Raw genomic sequence first — 18,816 nt, 5'->3', positions numbered from 1 at the left:
CCATTCAGTTATTTAAGAAGATAAACACACTATAAAGGTTCCCATAATTGTAAGGTCAAGCCCTTTACACATTAAAATCAACAATATTTTATGTGATCATTCCTTCTTTTCGGAAACATAATTGATCGTGTATTTAGGGATTTCTATTTCCAAAGGCTGATCCTGAATATTCACCTGACAAGACAATCGTGATTCTGGGCACAAACCCCAAGCACGATCAAGCAAGTCTGTTTCAACATCATCCATTTCCTGCAAACTTTCAAAGCCTTTTCGAATAATCACATGACAGGTGGTACAGGCTCCTGAAATGTCACAGGCATGTTCAATTTCAATCCCATGATCGAGTAAAACTCTACACAGGTTTGCACCCGTTTTAATGTCTAGAATGCTGCCCTCTGGACAGATTTTTTCATGTGGAAGCACGGTTATCTTCGGCATAATCGCTACCTTTCTATCTAATTACGAAAAGCTGTAATCCATAAAAGGCTGTTTTGATTCAGCCTTTTATGAATGGAACTATCAAATCCAGAACAAGATAGAAGGCTTTATAATAGATGCCGTTGTAACCAAGCATTGATCACTTTAATTTCAATATCCTGAGCCAAAATAATATTTTTTGCCAACATCCGAACTTCTGAATCATAACAATATTTCAAGGCAACCTTGGCCATATCTACGATCACTTGATGATGTGGAATCATTCCACGCATAAAGTCGATATCCGCATTGCCTGAGTAATTGATTTGCATATCAACATGCATACGGCTCGTTAGTTCCATATAAGCACGCGTAGAGAGGCTATAAATATCACTTGAATCATTTGGGTTAGGTGTTATTGCCGATTGTTGTTCACTCATTATTGTTTCCTTTCTATTCAGCAGCATCACATTCATTTCAGATGTGATTGACATGCTATATTGATGAAAATAAAGGAAGTGACACCATCAATAGATCAGAGTTTCTATCTCCTGTGGCACAGTTACCTTTATGAAAGACACTGTAGTCCTTCCAATAATTGCAAGGTCAAGCAATCAATTTATTAAAATTTTGAGTGATTAAAAACAAAGTTTTATCGGCTCTAAATAAAAAAGTGCATGATCAACATGCACTTTTTAAAGCAGTACTTATTGTGTTTTAGCCATTTAAGCCAACAGCCTTAGCACGTGCTTTATGCAATTTCTTATAGCTGTCAATTAAACGTAAATGACGATCAAGCCCTTCCAGTTTCATACTAGTTGGGGTCAGGCCATAGAAACGGACTGTGCCTTCAACAGAACCAACGACAGCATCCATACGCTCATTACCAAACATACGACGGAAATTGGTTTCGTAGTCTTCAAGCTCCATTTCATCATCGAGTAAGACTTCTAACACCACATTCATGCATTGATAGAACAAACCACGTTCTACCGTGTTGGTATTGTATTGCAAGAAAGTCTCAACCAATTCTTTCGCTTCTTCAAACTGCACTAAAGCAAGATAGATCAACAGTTTCAATTCAAGCAGGGTTAATTGTCCCCAGACCGTATTGTCATCAAACTCAATCCCAATCAAGGTGGTGATCTCAGTGTAATCATCCAGTTCGCATTCTTCTAAACGCTCAACCAAGGCTTCCAATTGTTCGTCATCTAAACGATGTAGATTGAGAATGTCTTCACGGAATAAGATCGCTCGATTGGTATTGTCCCAAATCAGGTCTTCAACCAAATAAATTTCAGAATAATCAGGCACCAAGATACGACATGCGGTTGCACCCAAGTGCTCATACACCGCCATGTAGACTTCTTTACCCATTTCTTCAAGAATACCAAACAACTCTGCTGCTTCTTCGGCATTCGAGTTTTCACCTTCATTGGTGAAATCCCACTCGACAAAGTCATAATCCGATTTGGCACTAAAGAAACGCCAAGAGACCAAGCCACTTGAATCAATAAAGTGTTCAACAAAGTTGTTTGGTTCCGTGACCGCATTGCTTTGGAATGTCGGTTGCGGTAAATCGTTTAAACCTTCAAAACTACGACCTTGCAACAATTCAGTCAAACTACGCTCTAATGCCACTTCCAAGCTTGGGTGTGCACCAAATGAGGCAAATACACCGCCTGTACGTGGGTTCATTAAAGTCACACACATCACAGGGAATTGACCGCCCAATGATGCATCTTTGACAAGGACTGGGAAGCCTTGTTCTTCCAAGCCTTGGATACCTGCCACAATACTTGGGTATTTCGCCAATACCTCTTGCGGTACGTCTGGCAATGCAATTTCACCTTCCAGAATTTCACGCTTAACCGCACGTTCAAAAATTTCTGATAAGCATTGCACTTGAGCTTCTGCCAAGGTATTGCCTGCACTCATACCATTACTGAGATATAAGTTCTCAATCAGGTTTGATGGGAAATAGACAATTTCATCATCTGATTGGCGTACGAATGGCAATGAACAAATACCACGTTCCGTATTCCCTGAGTTGGTATCGTATAAATGCGTACCGAGTAATTCATCATCTGGGTTATAAATTTCTAGACAATATTCATCCAAAATTTCTTTTGGTAACTCGCCTTTTGGACCGGGTTTAAACCATTTTTCATCTGGATAATGCACAAATTCTGCATTGGCAATGTCCTCACCCCAGAACTGATCGTTATAGAAGAAGTTACAGTTTAAACGCTCAATGAATTCACCTAAAGCCGATGCCAAAGCACTTTCTTTGGTTGAGCCTTTACCATTGGTAAAGCACATTGGTGATTGTGCATCTCGGATATGCAAGGACCAGACATTCGGTACGATATTGCGCCAAGATGCGATTTCAATCTTCATGCCTAGACCTGCCAGAATCCCTGACATATTGGCAATAGTCTCTTCTAATGGCAGGTCTTTACCTGCAATATAGGTACTGCTTTCAGAGGCAAGGCTCGGCATCAATAAGGCTTGTGCATCCGCATCAATACTTTCAACCTCTTCAATGATAAATTCTGGACCTGTTTGAATCACTTTCTTAACTGTACAACGATCGATTGAACGTAAGATGCCTTGACGGTCTTTTTCAGAAATATCAGCTGGTAATTCAACCTGAATCTTAAAAATCTGTTTGTAGCGGTTTTCAGGATCAACAATATTGTTTTGTGATAAACGAATGTTATCCGTTGGAATATCACGCGCAGCACAATACACTTTGACAAAGTAAGCTGCACATAACGCAGATGAAGCAAGGAAATAATCAAATGGCCCGGGTGCAGAACCATCGCCTTTATAACGAATCGGCTGATCGGCGATTACCGTAAAGTCATCAAACTTCGCTTCTTGGCGAAGATTGTCGAGATAATTAACCTTGATTTCCATGCGAGCACCTAAATATTCTTATGTGTTGCAAGTACATAAGATTGAAAATATTAATCTATAAGCCGAATCGTGGATCACAAATGGACTTAAAAAACTGTGGCTAAGGTCGTCTTATGACTCTATCTAAACACTGACCTTAGTATTGATGGGCGCTATTATAGAAGTATTTTGTGTAATTGATAACTTTTGTCTGTTTTTCTAGCCTTTTTATGAACAATTAAGCAGGTTTTACCATATTGACCCAAACTTAAAGCTGCATGGCAATCTCAACAAAGGCTTTTGCAATCGGTGTCATCTGTTGCTTATTTTTGACCGCGAGTCCTATTGAACGTTTGGTATTGGGAGATAATGGCCGTTTTACCACATTGGGATATAGCTGAAGAATATTTTTGTCTAGGGCTAAATCCGCCACGATCGAAACGCCAGCACCGTGATTGACCATATTTAAAATCGACAGGATTTGCGACAAGTTATACTTAATCTGTGGCGTGAGTTGTACTGCCTTAAACAATTCCATGACATGGTTTTGACTGCCCGCACTGGTCAGAATAAAAGGATGGTCAATCAGCTCTTGCAATTGCACTGCTGGCTTTTGTGCGATCTCTAAATCCTTAGGCAATAAAGCAACAAAAATATCCTCCAACAAAGCAAAACTATCAAAGCGGGGTTCAGGGAGTACCACAAAGCCAAGATCAACTTTGCGTTCATCTATCCATTGCAATACTTCTTTATCAGTTCCTTCTAGCATCAACACCTCAACATCAGGGTATTGCCGCGCAAACTGTTTTAAAATCAATGGAATCAGCACATTGGATGATGATGCGCCAAAAGACCCAATCCTTAAAGTTCCCGCTTTTAGACCTTTTAGATCCATTACTTCTTGATGAATAATCTTAGAAACATTCAAGATTTCATTTACATAAGGCAGTAAGCGTAGTCCTGCAGCAGTCAGTTCGACTTCATTGTTATTTCGATAAAACAGTTGAGTTTCCCACTTCTTTTCCAACGCTTTAAGTGCATGCGAAATCGCAGACTGTGAAATATTCAACTGCTGTGCGGTATGGGTGAAATTTTTTAGTTCTGCCAGCTTTGAAAATATTTCGAGTTGGGTCAGGGTCATCATGATTCATTCATGAGTAAAAGCTCATTTTACTATAAAAATAAATTAGTTTTAGGATTTGATTCAATTCTATATTGATCAAAAATTTCATGCGTCATTTAGCCATTTCTCTTTCGAGCTCCACTGTTTATTTTAAGCTGATCTGTGTTGCCATGATGTGGGGTGGTACCTTCATCGCAGGACGCATTGTTGCTGCGGAACTCTCTCCTAACTTATCTGCATTATTACGCTTTGGCTTTGCTGCGATCTTACTGGTCTTGATCTTGTTGAAAAGTACAGGAGGATTTCCCAATCTTTCGGTACAACAACATGTCTATGCGACCTTGATGGGATTGACGGGTGTGCTTGCTTATAACTTATTTTTCTTTGCTGCTCTATCCAGAATTGAAGCAGGCAGAACTGCTCTGTTTGTAAGTTTATCCCCTATTTTAACCATCTTAGCCATGCGGATATTCTTTCAGGAAAGGCTAAGGAGAATAAATTACTTAGGCGTATCTCTCGCTTTAATCGGCACACTGATCGTCGTGAGCAAAGGCGAACTTTTTGCTGCATTCACTCAATCTTTTGGCACGGGTGAAATGATGATGTGTGGCGCAGTCTTCAGTTGGGTCATTTACACAATCTGCTTTAAGCAGACCCGTGCACCCGCTTTAACCATGACCACTTATTCAGTGCTTTGGGGAACATTATTTCTATTCATCAGTCTTATGCCTGAATTTATGCAATTTTCTCTACCACATATTTCTCTTCGCAGCTGGTTGTCGATTATATTTCTAAGTGCCTTTGGTACTGTACTGACTTTTGTCTGGTATGCCGAGGCGATTCACAGCATTGGCGCATCTCGAACCATCATATTTAATAATTTAGTGCCTGTGTTTGCAGTCTTGCTGGCATTTCTTATTCTGAATGAACCCATCACCTGGTCAATGCTGGTGGGTGGTAGTCTAAGTTTCATAGGGGTTATTTTAACCAACAAACAAGAAAAATAGGGCAATAAAAACATCAATAAAAAACTTAGCTAAAAAGCTAAGTTTTTTATTGCAAGGTGAATATTTTTTGTGCAATACTTAGCTTTATGGCTAAGTATGATTCTAAACTCGATTTGTTATTCAGTGCTCTCAGTGATCCAACGCGTAGAGACATTCTAACGCGACTATCTTTTGGGACAGCATCGATTACTGAACTGGCTGAACAACATGATATGGCCCTGCCATCTTTTCTAAAACATTTAAATAAATTAGAGGAAGCAGGACTTATTCATTCGGAAAAAAATGGACGAATCAGAACTTGTGCTCTGACACCCGATGCATTCACCCCCATGCAAAATTGGTTAACTGAGCAACGGGCTATTTGGGAACAAAGACTTAATCAATTTGATCGTTACGCACTCGAATTAAAAAGGAAAAGAGAAAATGAAACTGGATCCAAAAACTGATTTAAAATTAGAAAGAATCATTGATGTGCCGCGTGAACTGGTCTGGGAATGCTGGACCACACCCGAACATATTCAACACTTCTTTATTCCTCGCCCTCACTCAATCAAAGCCTGTGAAATTGATTTAAGAGTGGGTGGAAAATTCAACACCATCTTTGATGTTGATGGCAATGAAATCAAGAATGAAGGTGTTTATCTAGAAGTGATTGATGGCAAAAAATTGGTATTTACCGATACCTATACCGAAGACTGGAAACCTGCTGAAAATCCATTTATGACTGCGATTCTGTTGCTGGAAGATGCAGGCAATGGAGCAACCAAATATACTGCAATTGCCAGACACCGTACTGCTGAAACTCGCCAGCAACACGAAGATATGGGCTTCTTTGAAGGTTGGGGAACAGTGATTGATCAACTGGTTGAGTATGCTAAAGGGCTAAAAGCATAAGCTACAATTTACACATAAAAAAATTCCTCAAAGCCCAATCATTTACGCACTTTGAGGAATTTTTCTAACTAAAATCAAATTCGCCCAACTTCCAAATACGGAATCAAGTTCTTATCAAAGTTTGGACGTGGATCACCCAGAAAACTAATAAAGCCATGCATGCCTGTTAATCTCTCACCCTTATAAAACTGATTGAGCTGAAAACGTGGATCTTGGTGCGATAAGGTAAAACTGACGATTCCTACACCTCGTTGCTTAGACAGTTTCTGCGCATCTTCAAGCATTAAATGATGCAGTGCTAACTGTTGCGGATGGCACAACAAGCTGTGTAGTACATGATATTTTAAGGAATCACCGAGTTTAGGTAATGGCATAGCTTTGGTGACTTTGGTCAGTAAGTTGTAAATCGGACGCAGTACACCTATCGCTGAACTGTAATGTAAGATTTTGGTTTGTTTGAGTCCATGTTGATCCCATAATCCAAACATCCCGACGAGTTTCCCGTCTTGAAAATAAAGCTGAAAGTCAGAAAGATTCAAGCCGGTAAAATAGTGATGCCCTGCGTGTAATTCTTCGAAATTATAAGCTGGGATAAAATTATAATGCTGCGACATTTCACCAATAAACCGATTCATTGTCGTAATATGTTCAGGACGTGCCACACAAGATTTAATCTCGCTGATCTCTGTATCCTTTTGGGTTTTACCATCTATAAAGGTTTTAATTTTTCTTTTGGTTCCAAGATGAGTCAAGGTTAAAGTCTCTATCAACCCTTCATCATAATAGTCAGGGATTCCTGTTTTCCCAGTTTGTATCGCCGCTCGTGCCGCATAATTATCATTAAAAATAATCATCTGGCTAAAATCAGGTTGGTGCATGGTTTGTTTTACATGTACGCCCAAAGCCTTGACCAATGATTTACCACGATAATTAGGATCAACACGCAAATCACTGGCATAGCGTACATTTTGTACCGCTTTATCGACATAGCATGGACGATGACCATTGCTATAACAGGCGACATTTTTCTGACTTTCAGTATCTTCAATCACGACATGCAGCTTGTGTCGATACAAAATATCTGAAGCCTTAAAATAACTTGGTTCACGTTGAAAACTGATTTGCACCCCTTTGGTGGTCATCGGCACCGCAATCAGTTGACGTAAAGCTTGATCATCAGCCAAGGTAGCTTCACGAGTGATCAATGGATTGCTAGGAGTATTTGGTGGATTTGTTTTCATTAATTATTCACCTGTTGCGTATTTTGTGTAGACACCAAATCATTGAGGTGCCCCATTTGATCTAAAAGCTGATAAACGAATACAATTTCATCCTGCTCATTGACCGTTTTCTGAGTTTGCACATCCAATAATTTCTGTTCGGTATTCAATAAATCAAAAGTGGTTTTGGTCCCCAACTCAAACTCTTTACGGGTATAAACAAAGGCAATTGAAGCGGCATCAATGGCATTTTGCAGTGCGTCTTTGTTTTGACGAATGGTCTGCAACTGTGCATAGGTGGTACGTGCCCGTTGGTTCAAATCCAGTTCAAGGCTACGAATCTTTTGGTTGGCTAAATCAATATCCGCTTGTGCTTTACGAATATTGGCACGATTCAAACCATCGTCATACAGTGGAACATTGAGTTGCACACCCACCATGTAGTTATTACTTTCTGAACCAATATAACTGGCCTCATGCTGTGCACCAGCTCGACTAGTGAGCATAACGGTAGGCCAAAGTTCTCGCTTGGTTAAAGCGTATTGCTTTTCAGAAGCCTGTTTCTCATATTTAGCGCGCAGTAATGCAGGATGATTCTTGGTTTTGGCCAAGATCTCGTCCAGATTGTTGGAAACTTCTGGGAGACGCTTAACCGAAGTTAGATTATCCGCACTTAGACCTGTAATTTGTGAAAATTGAGCTTCACTCACTGTCAGATTGGATTGTGCCTGCGTAATATCAGCTTGCCCCTGAGCGACTTGAGCCAATACTTGCGCCAAGTCCGCACGGGTAATCATACCCACATCAAAACGTCGTTGTGACTCATACAACGAACGTTGTAAATTGGACATGGTTTTCTTTCTCAGCTCCAAAATCGCTTTCTTCTTCAAGACATCGGTATAAACCATGACTGTATTCAAAATGGTTTCAGATCGTCGATCCGATAGTCCTTGTGTGAGTGCAGACAGTTGATTTTTGGCAACATCAATTCCCAAGCGATGTCGCCCTGATGTATAGACAGGGTAATCCATTTGTAATTGCAAACTACGACCTTTTCGGTTTCCTTCAGTTGGAAACATGACATTGGTCGGTGTTTCTACGCGCTCATAATCAAGTTGTCCAACCAAGTTGACTTTGAGCCCATCACGCTGTTTGGCCTGTTCAAGCATTGCAGTTGATTGATTGACACTTAAACGGCTTAACTCCAATTGGCTTTCATATCTTAAACTGGCGGACAAAGCATCATCTAAAGTCATGGCATTCGCCATATGTGATAGCAACAGCATTCCCAGACATAACGCATATTGGGACTTTAAAAATCGATTTTTGAATTGAGTCATCCCTTTCTTCATAGTTGTTCCAAACTATTCAGGGTGATTTTCTTTAACGGCTCAGGCTTAATATTACCTTCGATAATGCCGTCAAACATCACCAACTTTTTATAAGCATTCCAACCATTGTTGGCTTGACGAATCTGAGGCTGATCCAATTGCCCAAGGTTTCGTGCCAGCTCATAATGAAAGTTTTGACGCAAGATCTGATCAATATAATCATCATTAATACTGTGATGAATCTCACCCTCAAACAGAACGCAGTAAAATGGTTTGACCTGTTGTTCTGTATCAATCGCTAACAACGAGATTGCTTTAGAGTCAGTTTCATTCAGTTGTGAAAGCAGCTGTTGTGCTGTTTCTGGCGCAAGCTTCTCTCCCACTAAATCCACCCCAAAACGGCGGCCTTGAAACTCAAAGCACGGTACTTGTTCGAGAAAACTCGTCACACGTAAGCAATCATCAAGGCAATAACGTAATAAACCATTGCCTGATGTGATAATTGGACTGACCACATCCCCAATCTTTAGCTCCCAAGATGGAATGATTTGTCCCGTTTTTTCACCTTCTAAATATTCAAACTCATAGAAATGACTTTGATATGCCAATGGATAATGATCATTATAAGGAATAGTGACTACGCCTTCGGTTGCCCATAAGCCTTTGCCTTCAAACTGTACCGATGGAAGGCGTTGCTTTAATTTTTCCGCCCAAGCTTTAGATCCTGCGGTGTCCCAACTCGACACCAAGCTCAGTATTGGCCATAAAGTTTTAAAATCAATGCGTTCACCATTCGAACTATCAATCAGACACTTGGCACTTTCTGGACTCAGGGGTGCTTTAACTTCTTTTAATGAAGCTTGACGCGCTCCCCATCGACCTGTTTCTAAAACTTCAATCACCTCTTGCTGCATGGCTTCCAAACGATCTAGAAGTTGCAAGGCAAAAGTCGGACTCCATACCGAAATCATTGCCAGATTACGATTAGCAACCAGATAGCAAATCGTCGCAAATAAAGCATCATCAGCATTGGCAGCAAAGGCAACATTGCTCGGCACGGCTTGAGTAAATTTAGATAAAATACGTTTACCAATACCCAGTAATGCACTGTCATCATTAAGATTTTTATCTTTAAGCACTTCACGTTGGCTTTCAGGCAACCACGAAACAGACCAATAATGAGTACCTAAACGTAGCTGCGGGCATTTGCGATAGAGGCTCGCCATCCATGGCGCAATCGCGTGATCAAGTTCATCTAAAAACAGTTTTGTATAAGGAATAAACTTGATTTGTTCACTCGATCCACTGGTTGGCTGAAAACGAACCAGCTTACTACTTGAGAGTTGCAACTTTTGATCGCGATAACGCTGAATATCTTCACGCCATGCAGCATAACGCGAAGCAGGAAACGCATTCACAAATTGCTCATAATCATGAACCCTTTGTTCTTTTGCAAAATGAGAACTTTGTAAAATTGAACTCAAGATTTGACGCTGTGTTTCTTCTAGACAATTAAACTGCTTTTTAAAGTCTCTGTCAGAGACATCACACCATTGTTTTAAAATCAGATGCGAGCCTGAGGTTAACCACTCTGTATGCTTCATTGTAAAACTCCTCTGCGGATTGCAGGGCTTTTTAATAACGCATCACATCGACCTTTGCTGGCAGGCTTGGTCATCAATTTAACTGGGAAACGTGCAAGATCTTTCCAACCTAAACGACCAATACATGGTAATTCGGTACCAACCGTCCAAGTCGGATTCTTCTGTTCAAAGAAATGAATATTGGGATTTTTTTCTCGCATTTCTTCGGTAATCGGTGCGACTTCCCCTTTGAGTGGTTGATAGTCATCACCAAAATTGAGCAATCCTGCTTCTTTATCATAATATTCAGCAAAGAAGTTTTCACAGTAATGTTCAATCACACTGGAAAGATGCTGGTTCTCATCATTGATATTTGGATAATACACATAATAGTTATTGGCGAGCAGTAGATAGGTTTTGTATCCCTTAGAAATCAATAACCAATACAGCTCATTAAATGGATATTTGACCCGTAATTTGATCATCAGCTTGAGCATGGTACTTTGCAGCGTACGAGTACCCCAGAATTGTCTCAATATAACCGTGTCACCACTAAACAGCACCGTATAATCTTTGCCATTCAGATAAAAATGCTGAACCACAACAGTAGAAAAGCCAACGATTTCATCCGTTTCCGAGTTAAAGATTAAGATCGCACCACTTTTCTTTTTGAAATCATCCGCAAAGATCGAAAACTTGGTATTTTCATAATATTGCTCGTAAATCGAATACATGACTTTTAGCCGTTCAATATCGATTTGCTCCCTCTCGATATATTGACCATAAGTAGATTCCTTATTATTAAATCTTGAAATCAGTTTATATGTTGTATTAATCATCTGCTTCAACCTCTAAATTTGGATATGCAAGTCCCTCTATCTCCTAAAGAAATATAAAAACTCATATCGCTGTTCTTTTTATGGCGGGGTATATTGTTGTATACAATGCCCCTATTATTTTTTCGTTATTTGAAAACAACCCTCTAGTATTGAATATCTATATGTCCATTTTCTTCCCCCTATCCATAAAGATGGTTAAGAAAGCCGCCACAAACATAATGATAGCGAGCATACGTAATAAATCATTAAAACTAGATGTTAGCGCTTGGTAGTGAATATCACGATAGATCACACTCAGCGCGATTTGCTGGGCATTGGTACCCACCTCTTGATATTGCGCAGTCAACTGGTCTAATCTTTCAATGAAAATCCAGTTTTGCGGATTCATATACTGATTCAATTGCGTCACATGTACTGCTGTCAGCCAATCCAGTGATGAGTTAATCAATGCCAGCCCCACAGCGCCACCAATATTACGCATCAGGTTATAGATACCACTTGCATCTGCAACTTTAGTCAGTGGCAAGGTACTCATGGCTAAATGTGAGACCACGATCAAACAAATCATTAAGCCAATGCCACGATAAATCTGCGGCCAGAACATAAAGTCATAATCGCTGTAAATACTCAAATGTGAATTGAGCCAAACACCAAAACCCGCCAAGATCATGCCTACAAACACAGTTTTTCGAGTATCAAAGTTCGGAATTAGCCACGCAAGGAATGGGGCAAAACAGAACATCACGATGCCTGTCACCATCATGATATGACCAATTTGGCTACTGTTCATTTCGCGAACCTGACCAAGAAAGACTGGAATCATATAACCCAAGCCATACAAGGCCATACCAATCACAAAGGTAATAATGCAACTCAAAGCAAAATTTTTATTTTTAAATATGCTTAGGTCGAGTAATGGTTTTGGCTGGGTAAAACTGCGTGAGAAGAAAATCATTCCACCTATCAAGCAGATGATAAATGCAACACGTACACCAGTATCAGCAAGCCAATCATGCCGTGCTCCCTCATCTAGGAAATATTCCAAACCACCCAAGAACATTGCCATACCAATCAAGCTGAACCAGTCCATGGTTCTGATCAGCGCGTAATTAGCACGATCTATATTTGGGCCAGAGTAAATAATCGTCGCAATCAAAATACCGGGAATGATGTTAATCAGGAACATCCAGTGCCATGAAAAGTTATTGGTCAACCATCCACCAATGGTTGGGCCAATCGCTGGGCCTAATGTACTGATCATGCCAAACATCACCAGTGGCAAAGCACGCTTTGCTTCAGGAAACAGCAGATATAATGCTGTCATTGAAGTTGGAATCATACCGCCGCCCATAAAACCTTGAAACGCGCGGAATACCAGTAAACTTTCCAGATTCCATGCCAAAGCGCATAGCAAAGAGCTGATCGTAAATCCAATGGCACAGATGGTGTAATAAATTCGAGTCGAAAGTACACGAGATATAATACTCGACATCGGAATTGCAATAATTTCAGCAATCAAATAAACCGTTTGAACCCATGTCACTTCATAGCGACTAGCACTCATACCAGCTTGTACTTCATTCAAAGAACTCGCAACGATTTGAATATCCAGAATTGCCATGAAGTTACCAAAGATCATGGCAGCAAAAATCAGCCATGCTGTTTTTGGCGCAAACTTCCACTCATCTTGGTTAGGTTTATTCATTTTCTTATACCTAAAACTTTTCTGATTAAGTTCTTAAATCAACAGTCGCACTGACGGACATTCCAGGTTTTATAAGATCAATATGTGGACTCGAATCAATTGCAATCCGTACAGGGATACGCTGTACAACTTTGTTAAAATTTCCTGTGGCATTGTCTGGTGGCATCAGAGAAAAGGTTGCGCCAGATGCGGGTGAAAAGCTTTCGATTTTGCCTGTGTAGGTCAGACTTGGATAAGCATCAATTTTTAACTTCACTTCCTGCCCAATATGCATTTTTTCAATTTGGGTTTCTTTAAAGTTTGCTTGTACATACAAACTTTTCTCAGGAATAATCGCCATTAAGCGTGTCTGCGGTGAAACGCGAGAGCCTTTCTGGATCGCAAGACTTCCCACTTTCCCCGTTACAGGACTAATGACTTTTGAAGATGAAAGATCAATTTGATAAAGATCCAAAGTCGCATTGGCGCTTTGAATATCTGCCAGTAACTGCGCGCGACCAGCCTGTAAACTACCAAGTTGAGCTTCAGCCGCATTGACCGTAGCCTGAGCTTTACTAAGCTGTGCCTGAGCCGTTAAATATTGGGATTGTATACCTTCAAAATTTTGTCGGGTAATCACTCCGTCTTTGAGTAAATCTTGATAACGATTGAAATCTTTTTTCAAGCGAGTTAAATCTGCTTGGGCAGCAACTACACCACTATTGGCTTCACTAATCGATGATTTTGCAGACTTTTCATTCTGTTGCTGCACATTAAGCGCAGCTTGTTTTAAGGTGACAACTGATTTAGCTTGATCATAGCGCGCCTGATAATCACGATGATCTAAGATTGCTAAAGCTTCCCCTTTTTTCACAAACTGATTGTCATTGATAATCAGCTCAACAACTTCGCCTGAAATTTTTGGCATGACCCAAGTGACATCGGCTTGTACATAAGCATTATCAGTGGACTGATAAAATCGATATACCAAAAAATAATATGTAATACCTAAGATCAGAAATAAGATGAGCACACCAAAAACAGCCCAAGTTATTTTTTTTCGACTTTGGAAATTAGTATCAGTTTCGAGCTGAGCTACGTTATCCATATTTATTCCGCTATTTGTAATATACAGTTTTTATTTTGAGCCATTAGTAAAATGGTCATCTTTTCACGTAACTTTTCACTTATTTCAATATAAAATAAATAGTTACAATGTAATAATTGGCGCAAATTATCATTCTTAATGTAAGAATATGTCATTGACCATTTGTGCATACTATTTTTCTATTTATGCCAATTTCTCGAATGGTATAAAGCTTTTATTAAAAATTTGTGAAATTCTAGCACAAGCATAAATGATTCGTGTTTTCATTTGTAAAAAATTAAACCTATGTTATTGTTTAATTAAGATAAATTGTTAATTTAAACTTCATTATAATTTTTACCATTCAGTTTAATATCCTGTCTGTTTTAATCTTCTTATGAATATAGAAATGGCAAAAACACAAAAAAATAAAGCGTTATAGAAATGTAACTTTTATTAAAAAATGATTTTTCTCCTATTAATTCTCAGATTTTTATTCAATCAAATTGTGAGCTAGCGCACAAACTATTTTTGCAGTCGTGAATAAAGGATTTAAGCTAAAGAAATCATTAGAATTAATAACCTAAATGTGCTAATTCATTCTTTAGACAGTAAAAATAGTAAATTTTATACAAACAGCATTGTTTGTTTGTCTTTTCAGATGCCAACTATAATCAATCTAGATTGGGTTAAGTTGTGATTTGATCGGACAAAAAACAATAAATTTTTTGGAAAAATAATATCGATCTAAAAGGAACTAATGGTTATGGATTCTGGACTAATCACACTTTTTCTACCTATCGCCCTAGCAATTGTGATGGCTGGGCTAGGTTTAGAGTTGACATTAAAAGATTTTGCTCGGGTGAGTAAACACCCCAAAGCGGTCATCATTGCTTTGTTCTGTCAGCTTATTTTATTGGTTGGCATTGCATTTTTAATTTGTAAAATATTTGCTTTACCCCCACTTCTCGCGGTAGGTCTCATGCTACTTGCTGCTTCGCCAGGTGGTTCGACGGCGAATCTATTTAGCTATTTATACAAAGGTGACATTGCACTCAACATTACCTTAACCGCAATTAATGCCATTATTGCCGCCATTTTTTTACCTTTTATTGTTAATTTTTCAATTCTTCATTTTATGAATGAAGGTCAACAAGTTGGGCTACAATTTGCAAAAGTGCTGCAAGTCTTTGCCATTATTCTAGTCCCTGTGTGTATCGGAATGCTGATTCGTCATTACGCGCCTCATATTGCAGAAAAACTGAATCGTCCTGTACGTATTTTTGCTGTAGTTTTTCTTTTAATTATTATTCTTGGCGCAATTATCAAAGAGCGACACAATCTAATTGAATACATTGGGCAAATTGGGTTTGCAACTGCACTATTCTGTGCAATTAGTCTATGTGTTGGTTATTTTGTACCACGACTATTTGGTATTAGCTCTTATCAAGCACGCGCATGTGCATTTGAGATCGGCATTCATAATAGTACACTTGCAATGACCCTTGCCTTGACAATTATGGCCAGCACCACAATTGCGATGCCTGCTGCCGTTTATTCGATTTTTATGTATATCTTTGCGACCATTTTTGGGACTTTGATTACTCGATTTGGTCCTCAGGAAACAATGAAGGTTTAACTGTTGTAATAAATCATAGCCATAACGCATAGATTGATACGTTATGGCTTTCCATATTAAGCTTTTGCTGCTTTTTCCAAGTAGTTTTTAAGTGCATCAGCTGGCCAAACTTGTGGCGTTATCTCGGCCTGTTTAACCAATTGAATCAAGCTTTCATTGATGGGAGCTTTTAAGTTCAATTGCTTTGCTAAATGAACAATCTCACCATTAATCCAGTCGATTTCAGTGGCTCGTCCTTCCCTAAGATCATCGGCCATTGAAGATCGTGCCATAGGATCAATCGCCAACATTTTCTTGCTGACCAGTTTAAAAATATAATTTGGCAATTTTAATACCGAAGGAATGAGCTGTGCGGGTATAGCTGTTAGTTGAGCAGGTTGAATTCTTGCAATTTTAAGGAGCCTGAGTGCTTCCGTTTGAGCCATTGCCAAACATTGACGATATGCTCTGATCGAAAGTTGCTGTTTGAGTGGAAGCTGAGATAAAGCATTCACTGAATTATTTAGATTCAATAATAACTTTGCCCATTGAATCGCTTGCATATCTTGTTCAAGTTTTAGCTCAAGATGGGCTGTATGAAATGCGGTCACAAGCTCAGCTAAGGCGTCATGTTTTTTTACATACAACGCCCCTTCGGTACCTTGATGAAAAACCCCACTTCCCAAAGTAGCTACATTGAAAGGCACCATACCTTCAAGAATGGTATGACCAGACAACACTTGTTTTAGAATACCGACATTACTTAAACCATTCTGAAAACTAATAATGATGGTGTTTTTCTTTAAAATACTTTTTAACTCATGTGCAACTTGTTCGGTTGCAGCAGACTTTACACAGACAAAAATGATATCAGCCTGAGCAGCAATGTTTGGATCTGTGCTAAGTTGCAGCTTAGTCGCTGGCACACTATTTTTTTCACCCAGATAGTTCGAAACTGTCAGCCCATAGTATTGCAATTGTTGTTGTATTTTAGGACGTACGATAAAGTCAACATCACACCCCACTTCAACTAATCTTCCACCAAGATAACATCCAATATTTCCAGCGCCATAAATACATATTTTCATTCATTTTCCTTGCTGGGTCATGTCCCTTAACTGCATCACTTTAACCCAAAATGTTAAGTTAAGTTGTCACTTGGCTGACAAATTTATTTCTAAGCACGGAGTTTAATATTGAGTAACTCTCATTTAGGGACATCTTCTTTTTGTTTACTTTTTACTGCCCCTCGCCACTCTGCCAATACATAACCCATTCCATAAATGTTATGAATCAGCTTTGGAAGAAAATTACGGTCAATCTTATTTCTTAAACGACTAATCGCTACTTCAATCATTTTAGTGTCTGCGTCATGGGTTATATCCCATATCTGTGAAGCGATTAATGCTCTAGGTAAAACCTCTCCACGTCTGCTCATAAATAGCTCAATCAATGCATATTCTTGAGCTGTAAGATTAATCCGTTGTCCAGCACGACTGACACAACGTTTCCATAAATCTAGTTCGAGATCTGCCACTCGAATTCGGTTACTTTCATCACTCTTGGACTCTCTAGACAATAAGTTTTTGATACGAACATGAAGTTCCGCAAAGGTAAAAGATGAACCCAACCCTTTAATGCGCTCTTCAATCTGATCACGCGCAATCAAAAACAAAATCGGCATTTTCTTTCCATTCTTACCTACATCATGCAGGATATTCCAGCCATTTAAACCTGCGAACATAACATCTAATACAACCAGATCATATTCACAAAACAGCAATGCCAAATGTTTCCCTGTTATTTCATCTGTAACCCAATCGATCATATAACCAGCTTCTGACAATGTTTGGTTAAGATAGCTCCCTATTTTTTGCTCATCTTCGACTAATAATATTCTCATCTTAAACCTGTTAAAGCGTTGTCTAAGATGATAATAACGTTGTACAACTTTAAATAGTTTCAAATGACATAAATGTAATCTTAGTGTCAGTTAAATGTTCATTTTCATCATAGATGTACATTGAAAATATAGTTCATTCAGAACAACTCAGATGATCAGAAATATCTTTAACGATATTTATCCAACACTCAAAAAAAAAAGCCCAACACTAAAGTTAGGCTCGACTTCAATTAGATTAAATCGTTAGCGAAGATCAGGATCAGCCAATAAAGTTGTCGCAGCGAGTTTGCCAAGATTATTCGAGGCCAATGGGCTGTCACCTGTTAATAGTTTACGATCTTGATAAACCTGCCCTGTGATACCTTTATTCAATATTTCGACACCAAGTTTTTCAAGATTCTCTCCCACCAACCAAGGCAATTGTCCTGGCATATAGCCAATCTCAATATTAGGACCTTTGTCTAAGGAGTCTGGAAAGACACAAATCTTATAATCCTTAAAAATGTAATCCTGTGGGTTTTCATCGACTGCTGCCGCAAGTAATGAAGCTGGCCCATGACATAACGTGATCACATATTTATCATTTTTAATTGCCCACTTTAATAGCTGTTTGACTTCTTTACTTTCTGGAATCTTAGCCAGTACCCCATGACCACCAGGAATAAAGATACCTGCATAAGGAGAGTCTGCACTTAGGGCTTGTTCCAAAATATCCGTTAGTTTTAATGGTGCTTTGAGCTGTTTTTCGTATTTTTTGTAGGTATCTAAGACGACTTGTTCCTCATGTGGCATTGCCCACATCTCCAGCTTAACTGGGTTGCCTGAAAGCGTTGCCACATCAAAGGCAAAGCCCGCATTATCTAGATGGAACATTGGCAATAGCATTTCAACAGGATGATTTCCAGTAGAAAAGAATTTTTCGTTTTGCATCAAGATATAACGTTCATCCGTTGCAATCATTAAAATCCGTTTGTCGCCTTGATAAGGGTTTGGATAAGTCGTCCCATCATAGTCAGTTTTCGCCGATGTATATTGGCTCAGCGAATATGGTGATGGAAAAAAAGCATTGTCTTCTGCGTGGTCTGGACTTGGGTTGCGATCATCAGGATTTGTTGTCATTTTTGAGATTCCTCATCAGGTCGTTATGTTTCATACTGCTTGAGTAACCTGTCCCACTCAAGTTTTGAGTATGAACAGGCATGGATTGAA

The 18,816-nt window shown here is 39.2% G+C and carries 17 protein-coding genes; 4 read left to right on the top strand and 13 right to left on the bottom strand.

All coding sequences use genetic code 11. The annotated features are described in order from the left end of the window. Positions 1–96: 96 nt before the first annotated feature. From fdx to NDN11_RS08660, 4 genes are all read right to left on the bottom strand, one after another. Complete coding sequence (gene fdx / locus NDN11_RS08675; RefSeq protein WP_251111406.1) at positions 97–438, bottom strand: ISC system 2Fe-2S type ferredoxin; 342 nt, start codon at positions 436–438, stop codon at positions 97–99. A gap of 107 nt (positions 439–545) precedes the next feature. Further along, on the bottom strand, positions 546–857 hold the full coding sequence (gene copM / locus NDN11_RS08670; RefSeq protein ID WP_251111405.1) for a CopM family metallochaperone: 312 nt from the start codon (positions 855–857) through the stop codon (positions 546–548). 277 nt (positions 858–1,134) lie between these two features. After that, the gene (locus NDN11_RS08665) at positions 1,135–3,339 is read right to left on the bottom strand and encodes an OsmC domain/YcaO domain-containing protein (RefSeq protein WP_251111404.1); all 2,205 of its coding nucleotides are present in this window, start codon (positions 3,337–3,339) and stop codon (positions 1,135–1,137) included. Between the two features lie 247 nt (positions 3,340–3,586). Further along, positions 3,587–4,459: a LysR family transcriptional regulator gene (locus NDN11_RS08660; RefSeq protein ID WP_251111520.1), complete on the bottom strand. Its 873-nt coding sequence runs from the start codon at positions 4,457–4,459 to the stop codon at positions 3,587–3,589. An 89-nt stretch (positions 4,460–4,548) separates the two neighbouring features. Here NDN11_RS08660 and NDN11_RS08655 point away from each other — a divergent pair, with 89 nt between their 5' ends. The 3 genes from NDN11_RS08655 (at position 4,549) to NDN11_RS08645 (ending at position 6,342) form a co-directional block, all read left to right on the top strand. Then, on the top strand, positions 4,549–5,448 hold the full coding sequence (locus NDN11_RS08655) for a DMT family transporter (RefSeq protein WP_251111403.1): 900 nt from the start codon (positions 4,549–4,551) through the stop codon (positions 5,446–5,448). Between the two features lie 86 nt (positions 5,449–5,534). Next, positions 5,535–5,894, top strand: coding sequence for an ArsR/SmtB family transcription factor (locus NDN11_RS08650; RefSeq protein ID WP_167246970.1), 360 nt, complete (start codon positions 5,535–5,537; stop codon positions 5,892–5,894). Continuing rightward, a complete protein-coding gene (locus NDN11_RS08645; RefSeq protein ID WP_167246968.1) occupies positions 5,872–6,342 on the top strand; it encodes an SRPBCC family protein in 471 nt (156 codons plus the stop codon). The genes NDN11_RS08650 and NDN11_RS08645 overlap by 23 nt, the downstream gene beginning before the upstream one ends. A 74-nt stretch (positions 6,343–6,416) precedes the next feature. On the opposite strand, the gene NDN11_RS08640 is transcribed toward NDN11_RS08645, so the two are convergent. The 6 genes from NDN11_RS08640 to NDN11_RS08615 form a co-directional block, all read right to left on the bottom strand. Continuing rightward, positions 6,417–7,583, bottom strand: coding sequence for a hypothetical protein (locus NDN11_RS08640; RefSeq protein WP_167246966.1), 1,167 nt, complete (start codon positions 7,581–7,583; stop codon positions 6,417–6,419). Beyond that, the gene (locus NDN11_RS08635; RefSeq protein ID WP_251111402.1) at positions 7,583–8,914 is read right to left on the bottom strand and encodes a TolC family protein; all 1,332 of its coding nucleotides are present in this window, start codon (positions 8,912–8,914) and stop codon (positions 7,583–7,585) included. The genes NDN11_RS08640 and NDN11_RS08635 overlap by 1 nt, the downstream gene beginning before the upstream one ends. Beyond that, complete coding sequence (locus NDN11_RS08630; protein WP_251111401.1) at positions 8,911–10,497, bottom strand: GH3 family acyl-acid amido synthetase; 1,587 nt, start codon at positions 10,495–10,497, stop codon at positions 8,911–8,913. Before NDN11_RS08630 ends, NDN11_RS08635 begins: the two co-directional genes overlap by 4 nt. Further along, entirely contained in the window at positions 10,494–11,315 is an 822-nt protein-coding gene (locus tag NDN11_RS08625) for a hypothetical protein (RefSeq protein ID WP_167246962.1), read from the bottom strand. The genes NDN11_RS08630 and NDN11_RS08625 overlap by 4 nt, the downstream gene beginning before the upstream one ends. A 157-nt stretch (positions 11,316–11,472) precedes the next feature. Continuing rightward, positions 11,473–13,020, bottom strand: a complete 1,548-nt coding sequence (locus NDN11_RS08620; RefSeq protein ID WP_251111400.1) for a DHA2 family efflux MFS transporter permease subunit — start codon at positions 13,018–13,020, stop codon at positions 11,473–11,475. A 25-nt stretch (positions 13,021–13,045) separates the two neighbouring features. Then, entirely contained in the window at positions 13,046–14,107 is a 1,062-nt protein-coding gene (locus NDN11_RS08615) for an HlyD family secretion protein (RefSeq protein ID WP_251111399.1), read from the bottom strand. 745 nt (positions 14,108–14,852) lie between these two features. Here NDN11_RS08615 and NDN11_RS08610 point away from each other — a divergent pair. Then, on the top strand, positions 14,853–15,725 hold the full coding sequence (locus NDN11_RS08610) for a bile acid:sodium symporter family protein (RefSeq protein WP_251111398.1): 873 nt from the start codon (positions 14,853–14,855) through the stop codon (positions 15,723–15,725). Positions 15,726–15,781: 56 nt separating this feature from the next. Here the strand turns inward: NDN11_RS08610 and NDN11_RS08605 are convergent, their stop codons facing one another. The 3 genes from NDN11_RS08605 to hchA all read right to left on the bottom strand — a co-directional run bounded on the left by NDN11_RS08605 (position 15,782) and on the right by hchA (position 18,726). Next, positions 15,782–16,792 (bottom strand): 2-dehydropantoate 2-reductase, encoded by a 1,011-nt coding sequence (locus NDN11_RS08605; protein ID WP_251111397.1) that lies wholly within the window; start codon positions 16,790–16,792, stop codon positions 15,782–15,784. Positions 16,793–16,911: 119 nt separating this feature from the next. Continuing rightward, positions 16,912–17,607, bottom strand: coding sequence for a winged helix-turn-helix domain-containing protein (locus NDN11_RS08600; RefSeq protein ID WP_251111396.1), 696 nt, complete (start codon positions 17,605–17,607; stop codon positions 16,912–16,914). 243 nt (positions 17,608–17,850) lie between these two features. After that, positions 17,851–18,726: a glyoxalase III HchA gene (hchA, locus tag NDN11_RS08595; protein WP_251111395.1), complete on the bottom strand. Its 876-nt coding sequence runs from the start codon at positions 18,724–18,726 to the stop codon at positions 17,851–17,853. Positions 18,727–18,816 lie beyond the last annotated feature (90 nt).

Source organism: Acinetobacter sp. C26M, assembly GCF_023702675.1.
Classification (GTDB): Bacteria; Pseudomonadota; Gammaproteobacteria; order Pseudomonadales; family Moraxellaceae; genus Acinetobacter.
This window is presented reverse-complemented; position numbering and strand designations above follow the sequence as displayed.